A 23,814-nucleotide genomic window follows, 5' to 3' on the forward strand; every position below is an offset into this window, starting at 1 on the left:
CTCCGACAAGTACCGTGGCGACCATGACAGTCGTCGACGACAGCTACACCGGGCACGTCGAACCCCGGACCTCAGCACGCCGCACACTGCCCGGCGCGACGATCATCAAGACGTCGGTGGGCCCCATGGACAACAACGCCTACCTGGTGACGTGTTCCGCGACCGGCGAGAGCCTGCTCATCGACGCGGCCAACGACCCGGAGCTGCTCGTCGAGCTGGTCGGCGAACACGCGCCGAAGCTGGCCCTCATCGTCACCAGCCATCAGCACTTCGACCACTGGCAGGCGCTGGCGGCGGTGGCCGAGGCCACCGGCGCGCCGACCGCCGTGCACCAGCTCGACGCCGAGCCGCTGCCGGTCCACCCGGACCGCTTGCTGGCGGGCGGCGACACCATCGCTGTCGGTGATCTCACGTTCGATGTGGTGCATCTGCGCGGCCACACCCCGGGTTCGGTCGCGCTCGCCTTGCGGCCGAGCGGCGAACGCACCGCAACCCAGCTGTTCACCGGCGACTGCCTGTTCCCTGGCGGTGTCGGAAAGACTTGGGAGCCAGGCGCTTTCGAGCAGCTTATCGACGATGTGTCCAGCCGGCTGTTCGGCGCCTACGGCGACGACACGGTTGTGTACCCGGGCCACGGCGACGACACCACGGTGGGCGCCGAACGGCCCCATCTTCAGGAGTGGCGCGACCGCGGTTGGTAGTCGGCGCTTCGACGCACTGCGTGTTAACCAGGATCGCGTCACCCGTGACGTGGCGAGTTGCCCGACGCGGGCTGCCCGGTTGCGCCTATGGTCTGGTTGTGCAGGTTCTTCGGGGGCGAACATTCGGAACTCCGCGTGGTCTCAGCGGGCCGTAGGCCGCAACCCGCTGAGTCCAGCGGCGGCGCAGAGCCTAGCGCGGCCCTGCTTCGGGCCAGCGCGGACGCGATGCTCGATCCTCAAGTGCTCTTGGAAGCGGTGACGGATTCCTCCGGCCAGATCATCGATTTCCTTCACCGCGAACTCAACCAGGCGACGTGTGACTACCTCGGGTTGTCACGTGAGGAATTGCTTGGTCGCGGCGCGGTGGAGACCATGCCCGGCATCAAGGAAACACTGCTCCCCGGTTACATACGGTGTTTGGAAACCGGAGAACCGCTGGTTCTCAACGACTTCGCCTACAACAACGAAGTCCTTCGCGGCAGCCGCCGCTACGACCTCAGAGCCACCCGAGCGACGGCAACCACCATTGCCCTCACCTGGCGCGATGTCACCGAGCGGTGTGAGGCCGCCCAACGCCTCGTCGCCTCTGAGAACAACTACCGCCTCATGGCTGAAAACTCCACCGATGTGGTCGTCCACGTCCGAGACGGCAGGTTCGTCTGGGTCTCACCGTCGGTGGACAGTCTGTTGGGTGCGCCGGCGGAATACTGGGTCGGCCGAGAAGTGCACAAGATCTTTCCCCGCTCAGATCTTGCGGCCTGGGCCGACCGGGTCAGAACCGTCACGATGGGCGGCGTGGTCAGGCAGCGCTACCGGGTGCGCTCGGTGGAGGGCGTCATCCACTGGGTCGACGCGCATTCCCAGCCCTTCTATGACCAGGATGGCGGCCAAGACGGTTCTATCGCCGCGCTACGACTGGTCGATGACCAGGTGGCCGCGGAGCAGGCACTCGAGGAGGCCCGGCGGCTCCAGACCCTGGCCGAGGAACGCTACCGCCGAGCGATGGATCACGCCGCCCTCGCCATGTGCCTGGTCACCCCGCAGGGTCGCCTCCGGGAGGTCAACGATGCGGCGTGTCGGCTCTTCGGTTACGACGCCGAGACGTTGAAGCAGAAGACCTGGCAGGAACTGACCCCGCCTGAGGACGTGGTGGAAGGTCTGAAGTACGTCAGCGATCTCCACGAGGGCCGCGTCGACTCCTTCCGGACGACCAAGCAGTTCATCCACGCCGATGGCCATCTGATCTGGGTTGATCTGTCGGTCAGCTGTGTTCGCGACGCGAGCGGGCGAGTGGAGAACGACGTCGCCGTGATCGCCGACATCACCGCCGAAGTGGAAGCCCGCGAACAGGTGCAGCGCAGGCGGCAGGCCGAAGCCGATGAACGCCTGCGCCGCGCGATGGATCACGCGGCGGTCGGCATGTGCCTGCTCACTCCGGAGGGTCGCCTCGAGTCGGTCAACGACGCGCTGTGTCAGTTCTTCGGCTACGACACCGACACGTTGAGACAGAAGTCCTGGCAGGAGGTGACCGGGCCGCAGTACCTGGAGGAGAACCTGCCGAACGTCACCGCCATTCAGGAAGGGCGCATCGACTCGTTCCGGATGATCAATCAGTACGTCCATGCCGATGGCCATCGGATCTGGGGTGATCACTCGGTGAGCTGTATTCGCGACGAACACGGCCGCGTGGAGAACTTCCTCATCCTGATCACCGACGTCACCCTCGTAGAACGCCAGTTGCGGGAACGTCGTGAATTCGAGGAGGCCATGTCGCGTGCGATGACCGAAGGCCGTCTCGTCGTCTACGCCCAGCCGATCGTCGATGCCCGCACCGGGCGCGTGGTGGAGGAGGAATTGCTGGTTCGGCTGGTGGAACCCCATGGCGAACTGACAACTCCCGGCGGCTTCCTTCCACAAGCCCAGCGCTTCGGCATGATGCCGAGCGTCGACAGGTTCATGGTGGCTCGGGGCCTCGAGTTGGCTCGGGCGGGACAGTGTGTGGCGGTGAACCTCTCGGCCGACTCGATCAACGATCGGGCCACGGTCGCCGCGATCACCGATGAACTGCGGCAGGCCGGCGACGCCGCCGCCCGGGTGTCCTTTGAGATCACCGAGACCACAGCTCTTGCATCGACGGACGTCGCGAACCGCTTCTCAAGCGACATGGGGGTGTTGGGATGCCGGTTGACCCTGGATGACTTCGGAACAGGGTTCGGCACTTTCACCGATCTTCGCGGGATGGCGCTGCACAAATTGAAGATCGACCGCAGTTTTGTCAGCGGCTTGCTCAGCAACCCACAGGACGAATCGGTTGTGAAGGCGATCGTCGGCATCGCCAGGGAGTTCGGGCTGCTCACCGTCGCCGAGGGTGTCGAAGACACCCATACCCGAACCAGGCTTGTCGAACTCGGAGTCGATCAGCTGCAGGGATACTTTGATCGGGGTTCCAACACCGATTACTGATCGGGTCTAGTCTCGACACCAGCCACAACCAGGAGGATTCGATGGGCTTCGATCCGAAGAATGCACTAGACGCCGCCAGGGACATCGCGACCCACGCTGTGGAGAAGGCCTCCGACATCGTCGAGGACGCCGCACACATGCTGCGCGGCAACGTCACCGAAGGGGTAGGCGCCATCGTCCAGGATTCCGTCGACATCGCGACCCACGCCGTAGAGCGCACCAAAGAGGTGTTCACCGGAACGGACGCCGACACTCCCGAGGAGTAGCCGGAGTTCCAGCTCACGCCGTCGGGAGCGCGACTCCGTTGGAGAATTCCGAGGTGTCCCGCGGGGCGGTGTCCGGCGTAGCGGTCACGGTGATGAAGCCGGGGCCGGCGATGGTGCCCGGGAAGGCAAACTGCAACGTCACGTCGCCCGCCGCGACGGACGCCTGCTGGTAGATCAGCTGTTGACCTTGCACAGCGGCGGTCCCCCCAGTCGGAGAGTAGAACACCTGAACGGTGAAGGTGCCGCTGTAGTCAGGCCGGGACGCGATGTTGGCATCCACCACCAGAGTCGGCATGAGAATACCCAAGCTCACCGAATTGACCTGCGGCGTAGGCTGATTGCGGTTACCACCGTTGGTGAGGCTGATGCCCAGACCGCCTGTGCCGCCGTTGGCCGAGATCGAGTTCGACAAGATGGCGTTGCCGGTTCCCGAGTCGACGATCACCCCGGCACCGGCGTTGTTCAGGATCGTGTTGGCCGACACGTTCGCCCCGTCGGTGCCCACCAGATCGATCCCGGCCGTCCCGTTGCCCACGATCACGTTATTGGTGACCTGCGGGTTGGTGGCTCCGTTGATCTGAATTCCGTCGCGGCCGTTGGTGCTGATGGCGAAACCGTTGATGACGGAGTCGGTCGACTCCTCGATGACGACGCCGCTGTCGGTGAACTGGCCGATCACCCCGCCGCCGGTGAACTTCGCCGTCACACCGTCGCCGACGTAGAGGCCCACGGTGCCGGAGACGCCAAGATTGCCGGACAGTGCAACATAGCTGGGAGCGAGCACGGTCGCCGTGCCGTTGGTCGTGGCCTGAATCGTGAGGCCGCCGAGTGGATTACTCACTCCCACATCGCCATTGAGTGAAGCCGTCTTGCCGTCGCCCGGCAGCAGGGTCAGGGTGTAGCCCGCGCCCGGTGTCGAGTCGATCGTGCCGTTGAAGGTGATATCTCCGCCCGAGACGTTGACTGGGCCGGTCAGGGTGGTCGCGCCCTGCGCCGTGAACGAGCCCCCGACCGCGTAAAGGCCGTTGAGCGACACCGCGCCGTCGTAGACCTGGTTGCCCGTGGTCTGCACAGACGTGGTGCTGGTGGGTCCGGCGGCATCGACGGTCAGGCTGCCCAGCGCGATCTGGCTTCCGACCTGACGCGCAAAGGTGGCGCTGCCACTGGCGTTGACGGCCAAAGTCTGCGCTGCGCTGATGGAATCGACCGTTCCGGAGAACGTGACGTTCCCGGCGTTTACGGCCGCGTTGCCGAGCAAGGTCGTCACACCGGCGACGGAGAAGTCACCGCCGGCGGTGGTGTAGGTCCCGTTCAGTTGGGCGTTCTGACGGTATGTCTGGGCGCCCGTGGTCGTGACGGACTGCAGCGACACCGTGGCCTGGCCGCCGGTGGGCCGCAACCAGATGACGCCCTCGGCCACGTCGAACATCACGTCAAAGGAGTTGTACAGATTCAGGCCGGTGTTGACGTTCTGGATGTTGTTGAGGTCCTGACCCTGCACATAATTGACCAGGTTGACCGATCCGATGTTGCCCGCGGGGAAGGACCATGTCAGTGGCTCGCGACCTGCCGTGGTGGGGAACACGGCGGTGAAGGTGGCGCCCGGCTGCAGTTGCCCATTGTCATCGAAGGGGTTGCCCCCCAGGCCCTTGAGCCGGACCCCGGTGGACGGTGCTCCGCTGTCGATCAACGAGGGCAGCGTCGGGGTGACACCGATCTGTTGTTCATCGCCGGCCAGCGTCGCGGTGTAGCTCGGCGCGAAGCCGAACCAGCTCAGCACGTCGTACCCGGAGACCGGATAGGTGCCACCACCTGGTTGTGGCGTCACCGGCACCGCATAGGTGAACTGAGAGCGCAGTTCATCGGTGACGCCGACCGTCAGCTGCGGCTGAATTCCGATGGGACCCAACTGAACCAGGAATCCGCTGGACAGATTGCCGGGCAGCTGGAACAAGGGGTTGGCGAGCGAAGTGCTGTCCCCGGGGACCGGCAGGGTGGCGAATGACGCGCCGAAGTCGCCGAAGAACCGGTCTTCGACGGGCGGGGCCGCCGGGTTGGTGAAGTCGAATGCCGTGTTGCTGTTTCCGCCGTTGAGGACGGCTGCGATCTGGATGGGTTGGCCGGTAGATACCGTCTGGGATCCCGAACCGAGGGTGATGCGGGTGTTGGCGACGACGCCGTTGTAGTAGTTGCCCGACGAGTAGGTCTCCGAAATGGGCGTCGACGTCAGCGGTACGTTGCTCCAGAACGCCGGGTTGTAGCCGGCGAAGAAGGCGACACCACCGGTGTCGAATTCATAGACCTGCGAGGGGTTGTCGCCGATCGCCACATCGATGCCGTACTTCACCTGCGGTGAACCCGTGGCACTGAATTCCGGAAGATAGTGCAGCGGAATGGTTTTGGAATCGGTCGACTGCGCAACGTTCAGCGGGGCGATACCCTGCGTGAGCAGACTCGCCAGTGGGCTGTGGCCCCCTACGGCAGCGGCGAAGCTGGTGGCGCCCAGCGCAGTCACCGTCAGGCCCTGCTTGCCCGCCGTGGCCGCGTCTACGGTCCCGTTGAATGTTGCATCGCTGCTACCCGCATCGATGGTGACGTCGTCGGCCAGGACCACCGGTCCGTTGAGCTCGACGCCGCCGAGCCCCCGGACCGCATCGCGCAACGTCAGCACACCGCTGGTGACCGTGGCGGTGACCTGCTTACTGAACGCCGCACCGGCACCGAAACGAATATCGTCGATCTGCGTGGTCTGGAGATTGCCGTTGACCGTTCCCGAGGTCATCACGACACCGGCGCACCCCGCATTGCCGGCGTTGCTCACCACTACGTCGATCGGGGTGGTGTCGTAGAAAGTCTGGGCGCCGAAAAACCCTGGGTCACCGGACACCTGCACCCCGGAGCCGTTCTGGCGGAAGTAGGCGACGCTGCCGGTGTTGACCGAGACGTTCAGCGAGTTGCCGACCATGGTCGCGGTGACGCCCTCGGGGACGAAGAAGACACTGCGCCGGATCAGCACCAGTGCCCCCGCGACCAGATCGGAGATCGGCGAGCCCGGAAAGCTCGACAACAAGGTGAACGCCGAGTTGAACAGGTGATTGACGACCGTGCCGACCGCCTGGGTGATCGACGGCGCCTCCAACCCCCAGCATGCGGCGCAACCACCGTTGCCAACCGATGAAGCCGCCGCGCGATCCCGAGCCGCAACGGCGAACTGGCCAACCGCACCGGAGACGGCCGGCGACACCGCGGACTCGGCAGCCACCTGCGCGGCGCCGACTGCAGACCCCGAAACCGGCTGCACTGCAGTGGCATTCACGTCTTGTGCAGCTTGAGCGATTCGTCGCGTTGATACCGGTGGGCGCACCACCGTGTTGGCGCCAACTCGACCGCGCTGGGCCGCGGCAGCTCGGACCGGCGTCTGCCCGCGCCGCTCCGCCTGAGTGCCGCCGGCTGCCGGCCGCCCTGACCGTGCAGTGGCGCCGGCGTGATCGCCTGCAGCCGCACTCGCCGAGTCCGCCGCCGGACCCGCATCGCTATCGGAACCGTCGGCCGTCGCGACGGCCAGTTGCGGACCGGTCAGCGACACACCGAGGACGAACGCCGCCGCCGCAACCCTCATACTCCGAGACACCACGATTCCCCCGATCCCGGCCGCCGATGTTCGGCCACAGCGTACCGACACCCTATTTGCTGCACAGGAATTTGCGCGAGTGTCACTAAGAGCGAGTCTGAAACTCAGATCCAGCCACGCCGTCGGAACGCCAGATACAGCAAGCCCGAGGTCACGACGATGATCGCCGCGCTGGCGATCACGCCGGCGGTGCTCTGAAAGCCCGGGTAGGGCACGTTCTGCCCGTACCACCCGGTGACCGCCGTGGGGACCGCGATGATGGCTGCCCACCCGGTGAGCTTCTTCATGATCGTGTTCAGCCGGGCGTCCTGCAGGGACAGGTTCGTCTCGAAGACGGTGGTGATCATGTCGCGCAGCGACTCGGTCCACTCTGCAGCGCGGATGACGTGGTCGTAGAGGTCGGCATACCAGCTGTCGAGCTCGATGGTGTCGCCGCGCTCAGCGCGGCGCCGCATGATGGTGTTGATCACCTCGCGCATCGGCAGCACGATGCGGCGTAGCTCGACGAGTTCCTTGCGCAGCCGGTAGGTGTCGCGCTGAATCTTGCGAGTCACCGCCCGGTCGTCGAACAACCCGTCCTCGAGCGCCTCGATGGCGTCGTCGAGATCCTGAATGGTCTCGAACTGGCCGTCGACGATCACGTCGAGCAGGCCGTGCAGCAGCGCCGGGCCGCCGAGCCGCAACAGGTCGGCGTTGTCATCCCAGCGGCGGACCACCTCATCGATGTCGAACACCGGTCGCTGCGGATCGATTTCGTGGCGCACCGTCACGATGCCGCCGTGCAGGACGAAAATGGAGACCCGCGCGGTGAGCAGCCGGGACTCGAGGTCGTTGGCCAGCTGGGGACCCAACGCAGTGGCGTAGACCGTCAAGAAGGTGTGCGTCGTATAGCGGGTGGCCTTGGTGCGTTCGCTGCGATCGACGACATCTTCGACGGCGTGGGGGTCGAGACTCAGTTCATCGGCCAGCCGACACAACATGTCGTGATCGGGATTGCACAGGTCCACCCAGACCAGCGCACCGTCCTCGTCGAGGTGAGTGGAGACCTCCGCGAGCGGAAAGTTCTCCGACTTCAGTTCACCGCCGAGCCACAGCCGCGTGCGAACGGTGTCCTGGGGCGCGCTCACGGCCGTGATCTGGTGACGACGCGAGCTCAGCCCGTGGTATGCACGATCAGGACGTCACTCTTGGACCGGCGCGCCACGTTGGCGGGCACCGAACCCAGGAGGCGGCCGGCGATGGTGCTCAGGCCGACATTGCCGACGACAAGAAGGTCGGCGTTGGTCTCTTCGGCCAGTTCGACCAGGGCGTCGACGGGCGCGCCGACGACGGCCCGCTCCTCGACATCGGCTGCGCCGGCGGCCTTGGCCCGGTCACGCGCCTCACGCAGGATCGCGTAGATGGGGGCGTTGCCCGCCATCTTGTAGCCCTCGTCCTTCAACAGGTCGGCTGCCCGGGTGTCCTCCGAGGCGGGGAAGTAGGCGGTCGCCACGATGACCTTCGAACCGGGATCGGAAGCGAGCTGGCCCGCCCGATCTACCGCACGCAGCGAGGAATCCGAGCCGTCTGTTCCGACGACCACGGTCTTGTAACCGCCCATTCGTACCCTCCAGTCTCCGACGACAGCGCCATCGGGAACAGTAACGCCTCTTCACCACGCCAGGGTGCGATTCACCCCAGCTGGCATTTACACAACGTCGCAACCAGTCACTTTACCGGGCCACACGCATCCGTTGTCAGTCCCGTGAGTTTCGCGACAGCAACCCGAATTGCAAATCGAGATCGCACGCAATGACGTTTGTCGGCCTCACCACACCAATGCCGTATATGCAATTGCGCCGGCGAATACGAGGCTGCGGGACGCATGCCGCGCGGTCGGCGGCGCTGCAGGCTACCGTTTTGCACACCAACGGACATGGGTACGAGATAACCGGCGTGAGCACTACTTTCCGGCCAGAACGAGTCACCGGCGTCGTCGAGCGGTCAACGGACCCCCGACAGATCGATGCTGCCGCCGTCGCGATCTTCGCGGTTGCGGTCAGTGCCGCGGGAGCTGCCCGGCCGTCGTTGTGGTTCGACGAGGCCGCCACCATCTCCGCCTCCACGCGCAGTTTTGCCGAATTGTGGCGAATGCTGGGCAATATCGACGCCGTCCACGGTCTCTACTACCTGCTGATGCACGGCTGGTTCGCTATCTTCCCGGCGACCGAATTCTGGTCGCGGCTGTCCAGTTCGCTGGCCGTCGGACTTGCCGCAGCCGGGGTGGTGGTGCTGGGACGCCAGCTCTCCACGCGGGCGGTGGCGGTGGCCGCAGGCGTGGTGTTCGCGCTTCTCCCCCGCGTCACCTGGGCGGGTATCGAGGCACGCTCGTATGCGCTGTGCATGGTCGCCGGGGTGTGGCTGACCGTGCTCTGCGTCAGCGCGATTCGACGCAATCGGTGGCGGTGGTGGGCCGGCTATGCGGCGCTGGTCCTGCTGGGCACGCTGTTGAACGTCTTCGTGGTGCTCATCGTCGGCGTGCACGCGGTCCTGGTCATCGTGTCGTCGGATTCGCGCAACGTCCGCTTCCGGTGGGCCATGGCCGCACTGGCCGCCGTCGCGCCAGTGCTGCCGTTCCTCTACTTCACTCAGACCCAACTGTTCCAAGTCGGCTGGATCTCTCCCCTGGGCCTCTCGACGGTCGGAAAGATCTTGCAGGAGCAGTACTTCGATCATTCGCTGGCGTTCGCGGTTCTGGCCGCACTGGTCATCGTCGCGGGCGTGTTGTGCCGCGCCAAGGCCGCCGCCGTCGCCGGACCGCACACCGCCCGGCTGGTCATTGTGGCGATCGCCTGGATCGTGATCCCGACCGCCGCGCTGCTGGTGTACTCCGTTGTGCGCCATCCGGTGTACTACCCGCGCTACTTGTCGTTCACCGTACCCGCGATCGCGCTGTTGCTCGGACTGTGCGTCGTGAGCGTCGGACGCTCGCGCGCCGGGATCGCGGGGCTGCTGTTGCTGTTCGCATTCACCGCGACGCCCAATTACCTTGCGCAGCGCGGTCCGTATGCGAAGGAAGGGATGGACTACAGCCAGGTGGCTGACGTCATCACCCGCTTCGCGAAGCCGGGCGACTGCCTGATCATGGACAATTCGGCGGCGTGGAAGCCGGGGCCGATCCGGCCGCTGATCGCCGCCAGGCCCGCCGCGTTCGACAAACTCCGCGACTATGGCCGCGGGACGACCGCAATTGCACGAAACAGATTGTGGGACAGCCATATCGCGGTCTGGAGATGGGCGGACGAGATGCCCGGCTGCCCGGCGATCTGGACGGTCACCGAGCGTGACAAGACGCTTCCCGACCACGAACAGGGCGCATCGCTGGCGCCCGGCCCACGCCTGGGCCGTGCCATGGCGTATCAGGTTCCCAGCCGGTTCGGCTACCGTGTCGTGGAGCGCTGGCAGTTCAGCTTCGCCCAGGTGACCAAGTCGACGCGAGTCACCGGCTAGTCATTGAACCAGCGGTTCGCCTTCGGCAGGTCCGCCCCGAGCACCGCACCGGCGGGGGCACCGGACTCCGAACCCGGCTTGGTCGCCGACCATCCGGTGCCCACGCACAGCAGGTCGCGCGGCGTCGAGATCGTCGTCGGGAGCGGAATACCGAAGCCGGGGATTCCGGGGATCGTCACCTGCGGCGGCGACAGCAGCGTCGCAACGCCCTGTGCCACAGCGGGAAGAACCTGGGCCGGCGGCGTCGGCAGTGATCCCGCCGCATTCGCGATCGGGGCCGCCGGGATCAGGCTCGGCAGACCCGGCGTGCTCGCCGCGGCGTTGACACCTGGGGTGCCGGGGACGGCGCGCGGCGGGGTGGCCGGGTAGGCGTCGATATTGCCGATGGGGCTGCCCGGAGTCCGCGTCGGCGGAGTGGGCGGCGTCCCGCCGGTGGTGACGACCGGTGTACCCGGAACGGCCGCAGGCGGAGTCGGCGGGAACACACCGGTATCGACAACCGGCACACCCGGCACCGCCGCAGGCGGAGTCGGCGGGAACACACCGGTATCGACAACCGGCACACCCGGCACCGCCGCAGGCGGAGTCGGCGGGAACACACCGGTATCGACAACCGGCACACCGGGCACCGCGGCCGGCGGTGTGGGAAGGCCGGCACCACCGCCACCGCCGGGCAGACCCGGAACGGCCGTCGGCGGAGCAGGCACCCCGCCACCGCCACCGCCGACGGCGGCAGCAGGCAGAGCTGCCGGCGGTGCCGGCAATCCGGCAGCAGCAGAGGCGATCGCCTCGGCGGGAACTCCAGCCGCCGGGCTGACCACGCCGGCAGTGTCCGCGATCGGAGCGCCGACGGCGCCCGCGGCAGCAGCTCCGCCGCCCGCACCGCCACCGGCACCGGCGCCACCGCCACCGCCGGCTCCAGCGCCGGCTTGCAGTGCGGCGTCGGAGAGTTGACCTGAGCTGTCGGCCAGGGCGGCACCCGCGGGGGGCACCACGCCGGACGCGTCGGAGATCGCGCCGGCAGGCACGCCACCGGCTGCGGGGACGCCGCCGCCACCACCGACCGGTGCGCCGGGGACCGCCGCGGGCGGGGTCGGCAGGCCGCCGCCTTCGCCGCCGCCGGGCGTACCCGGAACCGCCGCGGGCGGCGTCCCGCCACCCTCGACAACCGGACCACCAGGCGTACCCGGAACCGCGGCCGGAGGCGTTCCGCCAGTTTGGACGATCGGCGCTCCGGGCGTACCCGGAACCGCCGCGGGCGGCGTTCCGCCGCCCTCGACAACCGGGCCACCAGGCGTACCCGGAACCGCGGCCGGAGGCGTTCCGCCAGTTTGGACGATCGGCGCTCCGGGCGTACCGGGGATCTCAGCGGGCGGAACTCCGCCGCCCTCGACAACCGGGCCGCCGGGGGTGCCCGGCACCATCGCGGGCGGGGTGCCTGCGGTCTCGACGGACGCGGCGGCAGGAGCACCGGGAACAACGGCGGGTACGCCGGGAACGCCTTCGGCGGCAACAGCTCCGGGCGTGCCGGGAACGGCGGCCGGCGGCGTGCTGAAGCCGGGGATGGACGCTGCGCTGGGCACACCGGGCAAGGTCAGCGGCGGAGTGCCGGGAACCTCGAGCATGCCACCGCCCACCGAGCCGCCCGGGATGGACAGCGGCGGCGGCGGCAGTGTGGAAACCGAGTTATTCACGGCGGCACCAGGATTCGCCACCGGGGGAACCGGCGGCGTCGACACCGATGCGGCAGCAGGCACCGCGGGGGTTTCGACGCCGGGAGCGCCGGGCGTGCTGACCGACACGGGGATCTCGGCGCCGGGGGTGTCGACCCCGGGAACAGGCGGGGTGTCCACCGCTGCGGCAGTGGGAACTCCCGGAACGCCGGCGGGGGGCACCGGAGGCGTTGCGGCGGTGTCGGTCACGAGTCCGCCGGGAACCTCGCCGGGCGGAGTCCCGGGGAAGGGAACAGCGTCAGCAGCGGGAACCCCGGGAACGGCAGCCGGAGGGCCGCCTGGCACGTCGACTCCCCCGCCGGCAGGCACACCGGGAACGCCGGCAGGCGGACCGGGCGGGACCGCAGCGGCCTCGGGAATCGGAGCGCCGGGGACGGCCGCCGGAGGTCCGGGTGGGACGACGGCGGCGGCAGGAAGCGGAGCGCCGGGAACAGCGGCCGGCGGAGCGGGCAGCGCGCCTGCGGCATCGGCAATGGGAGCGCCGGGGGCCGCCGCCGGCAATGCACCGGAAGCGTCGGAGATGGCTGCGCCGGGCGCTCCGGCCGGCAGTGCGCCGGCAGCGTCGGCGATCGGGGCACCGGCAGCACCCGCAGAACCTGCGCCGCCACCTGCACCGGCACCGCCACCGGCGGCGCCGATCTGGGCACCGGCTTCCAGACCCGCCGATGCGTCGGCGATCGGGGCACCGGCGGCGCCGGCGCCGGGAAGACCCGCGGCGTCAGCGATCGGCGCGCCGGGAACACCGGCGGGCGGAACTCCAACACCGGCCGGCGGGGCGACAACGCCTCCCGGAGGTGTCGGAATGCCGCCGACCAGGCCACCCGGGGGCGTGCCGGGAACTGCGGCGGGGGGCGTGGTGATGCCACCGACCGTTGCACCGGGCGGGGTGCCCGGCACCGCGGCAGGCGGGGTGGTGATGCCACCGACGGTGCCACCGGGCGGGGTGCCCGGCACCGCGGCAGGCGGGGTGCTGGTGCCGCCGACTATCCCACCGGGCGGGGTTCCGGGGACGGCGGCAGGCGGAGTGGGAACGCTGCGGGCCACAGAGGTTCCCGGCGCGCCGGGAACCGTCGCGGGCGGTGTCGCGCCGCTGGCGACCGAATGGGTGCCCGGCGTTCCGGGGACGCTGGCCGGCGGAACCTTGATGGTTCCGGGCACGGTCGCGGGGGGGATGGGCCCGCCGGCGACCGGCGGGTTGTTGGTGAAGATCGACGACGCCGCACCCGGGATGCCCTGGCTGAGGTCGGGCGGATTGGACGCGACCTGCTGGATGATGTTGACGCACGGAACCCCGGGGACGATATCGGCAATCGCCCGTGGGCTGAACAAAGGAGCCGTCCAGAAGCACCCAGCAGTCGCCATAGCGGTGACCGCCGCTATGCGATTGGTGGTTCGAGACATGGTTCCCCCGTCCTTGTGGTGTGGTCTGAGGGGAAAACTACAGACGTGTAAGTTCTGTGCGGGCGTGCCGGTCGGGGGGTTACCGAACTGTTGCCAACCGGTGCCGCAGCAGTTACCCGCGCCGCGACGGCGGCAGGGTCAATCTGACGAAGAACGTGGAGCGAGTGACGGGATTCGAACCCGTGTAAACGGCTTTGCAGGCCGGTGCCTAGCCACTCAGCCACACCCGCACGTAAAGGTCACGATTCCAGCACGGCGGGGTCCCGCCCAGCGTTTCGATCACCGTGAGCACTAGCTGACCGGCGCTGCGCGCCTTACCGTGACGGCATGCAGACCTGGTTGGCTGATCCGCCCCTACTCGGCGGCCCCGGACAGGGCACCCGCCAGATCGTCGAACTGCTGATCGCATTCGGGCTGACCGCCCTGATCGGGCTCGAGCGTGAGGTCCACGGCAAGGCCGCCGGGCTGCGCACCCAGACCATCGTCGGCACCGCCGCGGCGCTGATCCTGATCATCAGTAAGTACGGCTTTTCTGATGTCCTGGTTCCGGGCCTCGTGGAAGTCGATCCCTCCCGGGTCGCCGCCCAGATCGTGTCGGGCATCGGCTTCCTGGGCGCGGGTCTGATCATCACTCGCCAGGGCGCGGTTCATGGGCTCACGACGGCGGCAGCGATCTGGGAGTGCGCCGCGATCGGCATGGCCGCCGGTGCGGGTCTGGTCAAGCTGGCCATCGTCGTGACGATCCTGCATTTCGTGATCGTGCTCGGATTCACTCCACTGACCAATCGTCTGACCGCGCGGCTGGCCGGTTCGGTGCGACTGCACATCACCTACGAACAGAATCACGGCGTGATCGGCCGAATCCTGCGCGCCTGCGACAAAAACCGGTGGACGCTCTCAGAACTCAACAGCGACCCCGACGGCGGGGTCCTGCTCACCCTGACCGGTTCGGGAATCCGGCACGCGCCCGCCGCCGTTGCCGGCGTCGACGGGGTCACCAGCGTGCGGCGGATGGACGACAAGGACGACTAGGCCAACTAGGCCTCGGCCCGCCCGCGTCCCGACCGGGCCGAGGCCACCACGCCGACTGCCGCGAGGACCGCGAAGACGCCGAACATCCACCGGCTCGCGCTGGCATCGGGGGTGGCCCGCAGGTTCACGATGACGCCGGCCAGACCCGCGCCGAATGCTCCGCACATCAGTTGCACGGTGCTGATCGCGGCCGCCGCCACCGCCTGCTGCGCCGGATCGTCGACGACCGCGCCCATGGCCCACGCCGACAGGTGCGGCCAGGCCATCCCGATGCCCGCTCCGGTGACTGCGAGCGCGGCCGCCCATACCAGCACGAGTTGTAGTGAGGCATGGTCTTTTTGGGTCACCGCCGCCGCCGCGAGACCGACCGCCATCACCAGCGGGGCGATGGCGACAACCCGCACGGTGAGTCGGGTGTTGGTGATCGAGGCGCTGGCGATCTCGCCGACCGTCCACCCCACCGACAGTGCCGCCCCGAGGAACCCCGCGAAGACAGGGGCCAGCGCGCCGAGTCGCTGGCCAAACAGTGGCACGTACATGTCGACCATCGTCGCCGCCATCAGCAGACCCAGCGTGATGTAGATCCACTTGAGCGGGCCTGGCTGAAAAGCCTTGCGCGGCAGAACTGCGGCGCTCACCCGCCGGTCGACGGCGATGAATGTGGCCACCAAGAGAACCCCGACGCCGAGCAGTGCGGCGATCGCGGCTGGGTTGCGCGGTATCGCCGCGGCGCTGACGGCCAGCGCCGCCGATCCCAGCAGGATCAGTGACCACACCGGGATCCCGCTGCGCGGCCCGTCCTCGCCTGCAGATGACGCGCGCGCCGGAAGTGCGATCGGCACCAGCACACTCATTGCGACGGCCAGGACGGCAAGAGATCCGAAACCGCCTCGCCACACACCGAATTGGGCGAACAGGCCACCCGTTGCGGGTCCGACGAGAGTGCCGATCCCCCACATCGCCGAGACGACGGCTGAGGCGCGGGTCCACAACCGGTCGGGCAACGCCGCACTGATGACCGCATAGCCGAGGCCGGCGAGCACGCCCCCGGCCAGGCCCTGGACCACCCGGCCCACGAGCAGCACCTCCATCGACGGTGCGCTGGCGCAGATCACGCTGCCGGCCGCGAACGACAACAACGCACCAAGGTAGGACGACCGCGGGCCGAACCGGGTCAGCAACGGCCCCACCGTGGTTGCCGCAACGACCGACGACACCAGATACACCGTGGTCACCCAGGCGTAGAGCCGCTCGCCGCCGATGTCGGCAACGGTGCTCGGCAGCAGGCTCATCGTGATGAACTCGTTGATGGCGTAGATCGCCACCCCGCCGGCCAGGACGACGGTGGCGCCGAGGTGATTGCCCAGTAGCTCGCGCCAGCTGCCCGCGGCCGATGCCGTCTTGCCCGTCATGTGCATCACCGTAGAGGCTCAACCGCAGTTGAGCTCAAGTGCACCGGCCTACTTCAGGCCGGCCGCATCCATGCCGCGCAGTTCCTTTTTCAGGTCAGCGATCTCGTCACGAATCCGGCCCGCAAGCTCGAACTGCAGGTCGCGAGCCGCCGCCATCATCTGCGCGGTCAGGTCCTTGATCAGATCGGCGAGTTCGGCGCGCGGCATGCTTGAGGTGTCGCGGCCTTCGATGATGCCGGCGCTGACCGCCCGGCCCGGCTCGCCCTGAGCGCGCCGACCGCGTGAGGCGTTGCGCCCGGAGCCGCCGACCCCGACGGTGGCGTCGGTGTCGTCGGCTTCGCTGTAGACCTGGTCAAGGATGTCGGCGATCTTCTTGCGCAACGGCTGCGGGTCGACACCGTGGGCAACGTTGTATTCGACCTGCTTGGCGCGGCGGCGCTCGGTCTCGTCGATGGCCTGCCGCATCGAGTCGGTGATCTTGTCGGCGTACATATGTACCTCGCCGGACACGTTGCGGGCCGCGCGGCCGATGGTCTGGATCAGGCTGCGCGTGGAGCGCAGGAACCCTTCCTTGTCGGCGTCGAGGATCGACACCAAAGACACCTCGGGCAGGTCGAGGCCTTCACGGAGCAGGTTGATACCGACCAGCACGTCGTACTCGCCCAGCCGCAGCTGGCGCAGCAGTTCGACGCGCCGCAGCGTGTCGACCTCTGAATGCAGATAGCGCACCCGGATGCCGAGTTCGAGCAGATAGTCCGTGAGGTCTTCGGCCATCTTCTTGGTCAGCGTGGTGACCAGCACGCGTTCGTCGCGTTCGGTGCGGGCCCGGATCTCGGCAATGAGGTCGTCGATCTGGCCCTTCGTGGGCTTCACCACGACCTTCGGGTCGACCAGGCCGGTCGGGCGGATCACCTGTTCGACGAACTCGCCGCTGGTCTGGCTCAGCTCGTAGGGGCCGGGCGTGGCCGACAGATACACCGTCTGGCCGATCCGGTCGGCGAACTCCTCCCAGGTCAGCGGCCGGTTGTCGACGGCAGAGGGCAGCCGGAAGCCGAACTCGACCAGGTTGCGCTTGCGGGACATGTCGCCCTCGTACATGCCGCCGATCTGCGGGACCGTCACGTGCGATTCGTCGATCACCATCAGGAAGTCGTCGGGGAAATAGTCCAGCAGCGTGGCGGGCGCCGTTCCAGGGCCTCGACCGTCGATGTGTCGGGAGTAGTTCTCGATACCGGAGCAGAACCCGACCTGGCGCATCATCTCGATGTCGTAATTGGTCCGCATCCGCAGCCGCTGGGCTTCCAGCAGCTTGCCCTGGCCCTCGAGCTCGGCCAGCCGGTCCTCCAGCTCCTTCTCGATCGACGAGATCGCCTGAGCCATTCGCTCCGGACCCGCCACGTAGTGCGTGGCCGGGAACACCCGCAGCGAGTCGACCTTGCGGACGACGTCCCCGGTCAGCGGGTGCATGTAGTAGAGCGCCTCGATCTCGTCGCCGAAGTACTCGATGCGGACAGCCAGTTCTTCGTAGGACGGGATGATCTCGACGGTGTCGCCACGCACCCGGAACGAACCACGGGTGAAGGACATGTCGTTGCGGCTGTACTGGACGTCGACCAGCAGCCGCAGCAGCGCATCCCTGGGCACCTCCGAGCCGACCTCGAGTTCGACCGAACGGTCCAGGTAGGACTGCGGGGTACCCAGGCCGTAGATGCACGACACCGAGGCGACGACAACGACGTCCCGCCGGGACAGCAAGCTGGAGGTGGCCGAGTGGCGCAGGCGCTCCACGTCGTCGTTGATCGAGCTGTCCTTCTCGATGTAGGTGTCGGTTTGAGCGATGTACGCCTCGGGCTGGTAGTAGTCGTAGTAGCTGACGAAGTACTCAACGGCGTTGTGCGGCAACATTTCCCGTAGCTCGTTGGCGAGCTGGGCGGCCAGCGTCTTGTTCGGCGCCATCACCAGGGTGGGCCGCTGCAGCCGTTCGATGAGCCAGGCGGTCGTCGCGGACTTGCCGGTGCCGGTGGCGCCGAGGAGTACGACATCGCGCTCCCCCGCCCTGATCCGGCGTTCCAGTTCCTCGATGGCCGCCGGCTGGTCGCCGGCCGGCTGGTACTCGCTGACCACCTCGAACCGGGCGCCGGCGCGCACGACGTCCTCGACCGCGCGATACTCCGAATGCGCGAGGACCGGATGTTCGGTAGCGAAGGCCATGTGTCCAGGTTAAGCGCCCCCACCGACACATTCATTCCCGCTGCGTTTCGTACGCTATCGCCGTGCCCGAACCATTACGAATCGGCCTGCGCATCCTGGGGCTGGTGCTGCTCATCGTCGGTCTGTGTTGCCTGGTCGCGCTGGCCTGGCCCGGACCGGTCCGGGTGGCCGAGGCAATGGGCATGAGTTGCGCCAACGACCGCCACGGCACCAACTACCAATGCACCTGGTGGGACGCCGCTGACGTGCTGCTGACCGGTTTCGGCGTCGCCGCGGTCGGTGGCCTCGTCCTGCGCCTGATCACCCGGCCCCCGGGCAAGGGCCCACGGACGATCGATCTGCGCTGGCTGCGCCGGCAGTGAGCGGCCACCTCCATCCGCCCAAACGGGAGATCTTCGATCTGGCCGCGCGGACGAACACCGACAACAAGGGATTCGTGCGCGAGGTCGACGAGTACGTCGTCCGCCCGTGGGGGTTGTACATGGCCCGCCCGACACCGGGCCGCGTCCAGTTCCACTACCTGCAATCCTGGCTGCTGCCCACGCTGGGACTGCGGGCCAACGTCTTCCACTTCAACCCCGGCCACGAGCGTGAACAGGACTATTACCTCGACGTCGCGGACGTCATCGCCGGCGACACGGTCTGGCATACCGAAGACCACTACCTCGACCTGGTGGTCCACGCCGGGGATCGAACCGAGCTGGTCGACGTCGACGAACTGCTCGAGGCGCACCGGCAGGGCCTGCTTAGCGCCGAGACGGCCGAGGCGGCCATCCGGCGGGCCGTGGGCGCCGTCGAGGGCCTGGCCCGGCACGACCACGACCTGACCGCGTGGCTGGCCTCCCAGGGCCTGGACATCTTCTGGCCCACACCCAACAGGTAATCTCGCTAGGCATGAGCCTCAGCAAGCGCCGCTGGCTGGCTGCGGCGGTAGGTGCGGTCGTGGTCGCAGGTTCTCAGTTAAGTGTGAGCCCGGCACACGCCGACCCCGCTTCGCCGTCGCCGACCCCGCCGCCTACGGGCGAGGTGCTGCACAACGTGACCTACCGCGCGCGGGCCGACGGCACCTCGCGCGGTGCGGTGGTGGCGTACAAGATCGACGACAACAATGTCAACAGCGATCAGCCGACGCTATTGCCCGGCGTCACCTTCGAGGTCAACACGGTGCTGAGCGACCCCAAGCAGGCCGGGATGGAGATCTCCATCCAATGGCCCTACGGATCGAATCTGCACTGCGAGATCCTGGTGGACGACGAGACCGTTGCCCAGGCGGATCAGTTCATCGCACCACGGCTGTTCCGCGTGAAAGATGACCCGCTCTACGGCACGCTGCAATGCGGCGCACCGCTGGACACCCACGACCCGGCGCAGGTGCCACCTCCGGGCGCTCCCGAAGCGGCCGCCTGACGGCTCAGGGGCGCCAGCCGGTGGTGTCGGCCCACTCCCACGCGCGCCGGTAGGCCTCGAGGAACCACGGTTCCTTCGCATCGGCGTAGTGGGCGACGTCCTGGTGGCGGGCGGCAGAGCGCTTGACCGCCAGGTAGTCGGCCCGTACCCCGGGGTTGGCCGCCAGCCAGTCGACGAACAGCAGGGCGAACTGCTGGTTGGGCCAGCCGGCCACCCGGATGTGAACATTGGTGGGCCTACCGGGATCGCCTGAGGCATGAAAACGCTTATGCCACAAGGATTCATCGCTGCTGTGGTCGAACTGGCCGTCGGTGCTGCGGCCGTCGACCTTAGGCACATCGGAGGTGACGGACTCGACGCGCGGATACCCCGCGCGCAGCAAGTCATCGGTGAGCTCGTCGGCGATCTCGAGCGAGGCGACCGTCACCTGCACGTCGATGACGTCCTTGGCATCCAGACCCGGCACGGCCGTCGACCCGATGTGGTCGATACGGACGGCGCGATGCCCGCAGGTGGTGTTCAGCCGTGCGACGATCCGCCTCGCCTGCTCGGGCCACGTCGGGTCGGCGGCAACCACCTCCACGGCACCGCGCGCGGGTGCCCGGGTGGTGAGATTGTGCGCGAACGGCAGGATCCGCTGGTACCAGAGCTCGCGGGCCTTCTCCACCAGCTCACCCTCGGTGCCGGTGTTGTCCAGCCACACGTCGGCGACCTGGTTCCTCTGCTCGTCGGTGGCCTGCGCGGCGATGCGGGCCCTGGCGTCGGCCTCGGTGAAGCCGCGGTACTCGATGAGCCGGCTAACCCTGACCTCGGGGTCGGCGTGGACGATCACCACAAGCGGGAACATCGGCGCCATCTGCGACTCCACCAGCAGCGGGATGTCCTCGACGATCACGGTGTCCTCACCGGCCGCGGCGATCAGCTCGGAGCGGCGGTGCGCCACCAGCGGATGGACGATGCCATTAAGGGTCTGGCGCTTGTCCTCGTCGCTGAAGGCGATCGCGGCCAGCGCCGGGCGGTCCAGAGCGCCGTCCGGCCGCAGGATGTGCGCGCCGAACGCGTCGACGAGCTTGGCCAGTCCCTCGGTCCCGGGTTCGACGACCTCCCGGGAGATGACGTCCCCGTCCACGACGATGCCACCGCACGCCGAGAAGGTGGCCGACACCGTCGACTTACCTGCGCCGATACCGCCGGTCAATCCGATACGAAGCATCAATCCGTCCTTACACAAGAAACCACGCAGGGAGTCCGGGGACTCCCTGCGTGGTCTTCACTCGGCGAATGAGTGTCTGTTAGGCGTTGCCCGCCAGCTTCTCGCGCAGCGCGGCGAGCTGGGCGTCGCTGGCCAGCGAACCGCCGGCCGACTCACCCGAACTCGACGAAGACGACGACGAGCCGTTGCCCGCCGGGCGCTCGGCCGCTTCGGCCTCGTCCTTGGCGAACTTCTCCATCTGCGCGGTGTGCATCTTGTGGCGCTGCTCGGCCTCGGCGTAGCGGGCCTCCCACTCGGTGCGCTGCTTGTCGAAGCCTTCGAGCCATTCGTTGGTCTCGGCGTCGAAGCCCTCGGGGAAGATGTAGTTGCCCGCATCGTCGTAGCTGTCGGCCATGCCGTACTTCGACGGATCGAACTCCTCGGTGTAGTCCTCGTTGGCTTGCTTGAGGCTCAGCGAGATGCGGCGACGCTCGAGGTCGATGTCGATGACCTTGACCATCGCGTCGTCGCCCACCTGGACGACCTGATCGGGCACCTCCACGTGGCGCTCAGCCAGCTCGGAGATGTGCACCAGGCCCTCGATGCCCTCCTCGACGCGGACGAACGCACCGAACGGCACCAGCTTGGTGACCTTGCCCGGCACGATCTGGCCGATTGCGTGGGTGCGGGCGAAGTGACGCCACGGGTCTTCCTGAGTTGCCTTGAGCGACAAGGAAACCCGCTCGCGATCCATGTCGACGTCGAGCACCTCGACGGTGACCTCGTCGCCCACGTTGACAACCTCGGACGGGTGGTCGATGTGCTTCCAGGACAGCTCGGAGACGTGAACCAGGCCGTCGACCCCACCGAGGTCGACGAACGCGCCGAAGTTGACGATCGAGGACACCACACCCTTGCGGATGGCGCCCTTGGTCAGCTGGTTGAGGAACTCGCTGCGCACCTCGGACTGGGTCTGCTCCAGCCAGGCGCGACGCGACAGCACCACGTTGTTGCGGTTCTTGTCGAGCTCGATGATCTTGGCCTCGATCTCCTTGCCGATGTACGGCTGCAGATCGCGGACGCGACGCATCTCGACCAGCGACGCGGGCAGGAAGCCGCGCAGGCCGATATCGAGGATCAGGCCGCCCTTGACGACCTCGATGACGGTGCCCTTGACGGCCTCGTCCTTCTCCTTGAGCTCCTCGATGGTGCCCCAGGCGCGCTCGTACTGGGCGCGCTTCTTGGACAGGATCAGGCGGCCTTCTTTGTCCTCCTTGGTGAGGACGAGGGCTTCGATCGCATCTCCGACGGACACAACCTCATTGGGGTCGACGTCGTGCTTGATCGAAAGCTCACGGGAAGGGATGACACCTTCGGTCTTGTAACCGATGTCGAGCAAAACCTCGTCCCGGTCGACCTTGACGATCGTCCCCTCGACGATGTCGCCATCGTTGAAGTATTTGATGGTTTTGTCGATGGCGGCGAGAAAGTCCTCAGCCGAGCCGATGTCGTTGATGGCTACTTGCGGCGAGGTGATGGTGGGACTTGGCATATTGTTGGGTTGCTCCGGACAGGGTCGGTCGTAGGGACAGTTTGCGATGGTGTACCCGCACAGTGCACACAGGTACCGTCCGAGCCTACTCGACTAGGCGCACGCTGGACAAACTCGGGTCCGGGCAGGCGCACACGCGGGCGATTACTCTCCTCTGGTGTCCTACGCCACGTTGCCCCCGCTGCCGCGCCCGATCCGCAAAGTCGGAGCGCCTCTGGCAGCGATCATCGCCTGCGGCACGGTCGCAGCGCTCATCCTGATCCTGCTGACCGCGGTGAACCCGGCCGGGACCGTCATCGGATTCACCCTGTCGACCCTGGCCATGGTCCTGGTGTTGCTGTGTTACCTGTGGCTGGACCGCTGGGAGCCCGAGCCGCCCAGGCTTCTGGTGTTCGCGTTCCTGTGGGGTGCCTCGGTGGCGATCCTGGTCTCGATCGTGCTCGAACTGCTCGTGGAGTCTGCGGTCAACCCCGGCCAGGAGGCGACGAGTTTCTTCACCGTCGCGGTCGCCGCACCGGTGATCGAGGAGGCCGCCAAGGGGTTGTTCCTGCTGCTGATGATGACCGGGGTGCGGCGCTACGAACTGAACTCGCTGACCGACTGCCTGGTCTACGCGGGCGTGACGGCGGTGGGCTTCGCCTGGATCGAGGACATCTTCTACATCGCCAACGGCGAGACGCTGGCCACGTCCCTGGTCACCGCCGCGATGCGGCTGATCATGGCGCCGTTCGCCCATCCGCTGTTCACCACATTCACCGGTATCGGCGTGTATTTCGCTCTGCAGCAGCGCAATACGTTGGCCAAGATCGGCTGTGTCGCACTCGGCTTCGTCGGTGCGGTGATCATGCACGGGCTGTGGAACGGCTCGGCCCTGGTCAGCCCCGGCGCCTACTTCGGCCTGTATGTGGTGTGGATGATGCCGATCTTCTTCCTGGCCATCGTGCTGGCCGTCCGCAGCCGCCGCCGCGAGCAGGCGGTCGTCGCGCAGAAACTGCCCGGGATGGTGGCGGCCGGTCTGGTGACCCCGGCCGAGACGACGTGGCTGGGCTCGATCAAGACGCGCAAGCACGCGGTCGCGGCGGCCAAGGGATTCGGCGGCAAGCCGGCGGCCAGCGGGGTCAAGAAGTTCGCCCACCAGGTGATCGAGCTGGCGTTCGTGCGGGATCGCATCGAGCGTGGGTTCATCGACGCCCGGGTGCTCGCGCTGCAGCAGGAGGAGGTCGACGGCGTGGTCGCGGCCCGCGCTGCCGCCGGACCCGCCCTGCACTGGCTGAACGGCTATCAGCTGCCCCCGGGGCAGACCCGCTAACGGCGACTAATGCGC

17 protein-coding genes and 1 tRNA gene are annotated in these 23,814 nt (G+C 67.5%); 9 read left to right on the top strand and 9 right to left on the bottom strand.

Annotation, left to right across the window (positions count from 1 at the left end; translation table 11 throughout):
- Positions 1–23 precede the first annotated feature (23 nt).
- Genes OG976_RS02005 through OG976_RS02015 form a run of 3 tightly spaced genes read left to right on the top strand, consistent with a single transcriptional unit; the run spans position 24 to position 3,430 of the window.
- Positions 24–701 (top strand): MBL fold metallo-hydrolase, encoded by a 678-nt coding sequence (locus tag OG976_RS02005; RefSeq protein ID WP_328357193.1) that lies wholly within the window; start codon positions 24–26, stop codon positions 699–701.
- A gap of 57 nt (positions 702–758) precedes the next feature.
- Positions 759–3,164: a bifunctional diguanylate cyclase/phosphodiesterase gene (locus OG976_RS02010; RefSeq protein ID WP_328357196.1), complete on the top strand. Its 2,406-nt coding sequence runs from the start codon at positions 759–761 to the stop codon at positions 3,162–3,164.
- A 41-nt stretch (positions 3,165–3,205) separates the two neighbouring features.
- The gene (locus OG976_RS02015; RefSeq protein WP_328357199.1) at positions 3,206–3,430 is read left to right on the top strand and encodes an Rv1893 family protein; all 225 of its coding nucleotides are present in this window, start codon (positions 3,206–3,208) and stop codon (positions 3,428–3,430) included.
- 13 nt (positions 3,431–3,443) lie between these two features.
- Here the strand turns inward: OG976_RS02015 and OG976_RS02020 are convergent, their stop codons facing one another.
- From OG976_RS02020 to OG976_RS02030, 3 genes are all read right to left on the bottom strand, one after another.
- Positions 3,444–7,049: a beta strand repeat-containing protein gene (locus tag OG976_RS02020; protein WP_328363059.1), complete on the bottom strand. Its 3,606-nt coding sequence runs from the start codon at positions 7,047–7,049 to the stop codon at positions 3,444–3,446.
- A 116-nt stretch (positions 7,050–7,165) separates the two neighbouring features.
- Positions 7,166–8,188 carry a magnesium transporter CorA family protein gene (locus OG976_RS02025; RefSeq protein ID WP_328357202.1) on the bottom strand — a complete coding sequence of 341 codons (1,023 nt, stop codon included), beginning with the start codon at positions 8,186–8,188 and terminating at the stop codon, positions 7,166–7,168.
- 26 nt (positions 8,189–8,214) lie between these two features.
- Entirely contained in the window at positions 8,215–8,661 is a 447-nt protein-coding gene (locus OG976_RS02030; protein ID WP_167101553.1) for a universal stress protein, read from the bottom strand.
- A 335-nt stretch (positions 8,662–8,996) separates the two neighbouring features.
- Here OG976_RS02030 and OG976_RS02035 point away from each other — a divergent pair, with 335 nt between their 5' ends.
- Positions 8,997–10,550: a glycosyltransferase family 39 protein gene (locus OG976_RS02035; protein WP_328357206.1), complete on the top strand. Its 1,554-nt coding sequence runs from the start codon at positions 8,997–8,999 to the stop codon at positions 10,548–10,550.
- On the opposite strand, the gene OG976_RS02040 is transcribed toward OG976_RS02035, so the two are convergent.
- Both OG976_RS02040 and OG976_RS02045 read right to left on the bottom strand, forming a co-directional pair.
- Positions 10,547–13,645: a hypothetical protein gene (locus OG976_RS02040; RefSeq protein ID WP_328357208.1), complete on the bottom strand. Its 3,099-nt coding sequence runs from the start codon at positions 13,643–13,645 to the stop codon at positions 10,547–10,549. The two genes, OG976_RS02035 and OG976_RS02040, sit on opposite strands and share 4 nt — an antisense overlap.
- A 195-nt stretch (positions 13,646–13,840) precedes the next feature.
- Positions 13,841–13,914: transfer RNA gene (locus tag OG976_RS02045), tRNA-Cys, on the bottom strand.
- A 97-nt stretch (positions 13,915–14,011) separates the two neighbouring features.
- On the opposite strand from OG976_RS02045, the gene OG976_RS02050 reads away from it, so the two are divergent.
- Positions 14,012–14,716, top strand: a complete 705-nt coding sequence (locus OG976_RS02050; RefSeq protein ID WP_328357211.1) for an MgtC/SapB family protein — start codon at positions 14,012–14,014, stop codon at positions 14,714–14,716.
- Between the two features lie 5 nt (positions 14,717–14,721).
- Here OG976_RS02050 and OG976_RS02055 read toward each other — a convergent pair whose 3' ends face one another.
- Positions 14,722–16,128 (bottom strand): MFS transporter, encoded by a 1,407-nt coding sequence (locus OG976_RS02055; protein ID WP_328357214.1) that lies wholly within the window; start codon positions 16,126–16,128, stop codon positions 14,722–14,724.
- 48 nt (positions 16,129–16,176) lie between these two features.
- Positions 16,177–18,339 (bottom strand): excinuclease ABC subunit UvrB, encoded by a 2,163-nt coding sequence (gene uvrB / locus OG976_RS02060; protein WP_328357217.1) that lies wholly within the window; start codon positions 18,337–18,339, stop codon positions 16,177–16,179.
- Between the two features lie 62 nt (positions 18,340–18,401).
- Between uvrB and OG976_RS02065 the strand changes: the two genes are divergently transcribed.
- Genes OG976_RS02065 through OG976_RS02075 form a run of 3 tightly spaced genes read left to right on the top strand, consistent with a single transcriptional unit; the run spans position 18,402 to position 19,746 of the window.
- Positions 18,402–18,701, top strand: coding sequence for a hypothetical protein (locus tag OG976_RS02065; protein WP_328357220.1), 300 nt, complete (start codon positions 18,402–18,404; stop codon positions 18,699–18,701).
- A 38-nt stretch (positions 18,702–18,739) separates the two neighbouring features.
- Complete coding sequence (locus tag OG976_RS02070) at positions 18,740–19,222, top strand: DUF402 domain-containing protein (RefSeq protein WP_442930488.1); 483 nt, start codon at positions 18,740–18,742, stop codon at positions 19,220–19,222.
- 11 nt (positions 19,223–19,233) lie between these two features.
- Entirely contained in the window at positions 19,234–19,746 is a 513-nt protein-coding gene (locus OG976_RS02075) for a hypothetical protein (RefSeq protein ID WP_328357226.1), read from the top strand.
- 4 nt (positions 19,747–19,750) lie between these two features.
- Here OG976_RS02075 and coaE read toward each other — a convergent pair whose 3' ends face one another.
- Both coaE and rpsA read right to left on the bottom strand, forming a co-directional pair.
- Positions 19,751–20,959 (bottom strand): dephospho-CoA kinase, encoded by a 1,209-nt coding sequence (gene coaE, locus OG976_RS02080; protein WP_328357229.1) that lies wholly within the window; start codon positions 20,957–20,959, stop codon positions 19,751–19,753.
- Positions 20,960–21,038: 79 nt separating this feature from the next.
- Positions 21,039–22,490 (bottom strand): 30S ribosomal protein S1, encoded by a 1,452-nt coding sequence (gene rpsA, locus OG976_RS02085; protein ID WP_328357232.1) that lies wholly within the window; start codon positions 22,488–22,490, stop codon positions 21,039–21,041.
- Between the two features lie 157 nt (positions 22,491–22,647).
- Between rpsA and OG976_RS02090 the strand changes: the two genes are divergently transcribed.
- Positions 22,648–23,799: a PrsW family intramembrane metalloprotease gene (locus tag OG976_RS02090; RefSeq protein ID WP_328357235.1), complete on the top strand. Its 1,152-nt coding sequence runs from the start codon at positions 22,648–22,650 to the stop codon at positions 23,797–23,799.
- The last annotated feature ends 15 nt before the right edge of the window (positions 23,800–23,814 follow it).

Source organism: Mycobacterium sp. NBC_00419 (assembly GCF_036023875.1).
Lineage (GTDB): Bacteria > Actinomycetota > Actinomycetes > Mycobacteriales > Mycobacteriaceae > Mycobacterium.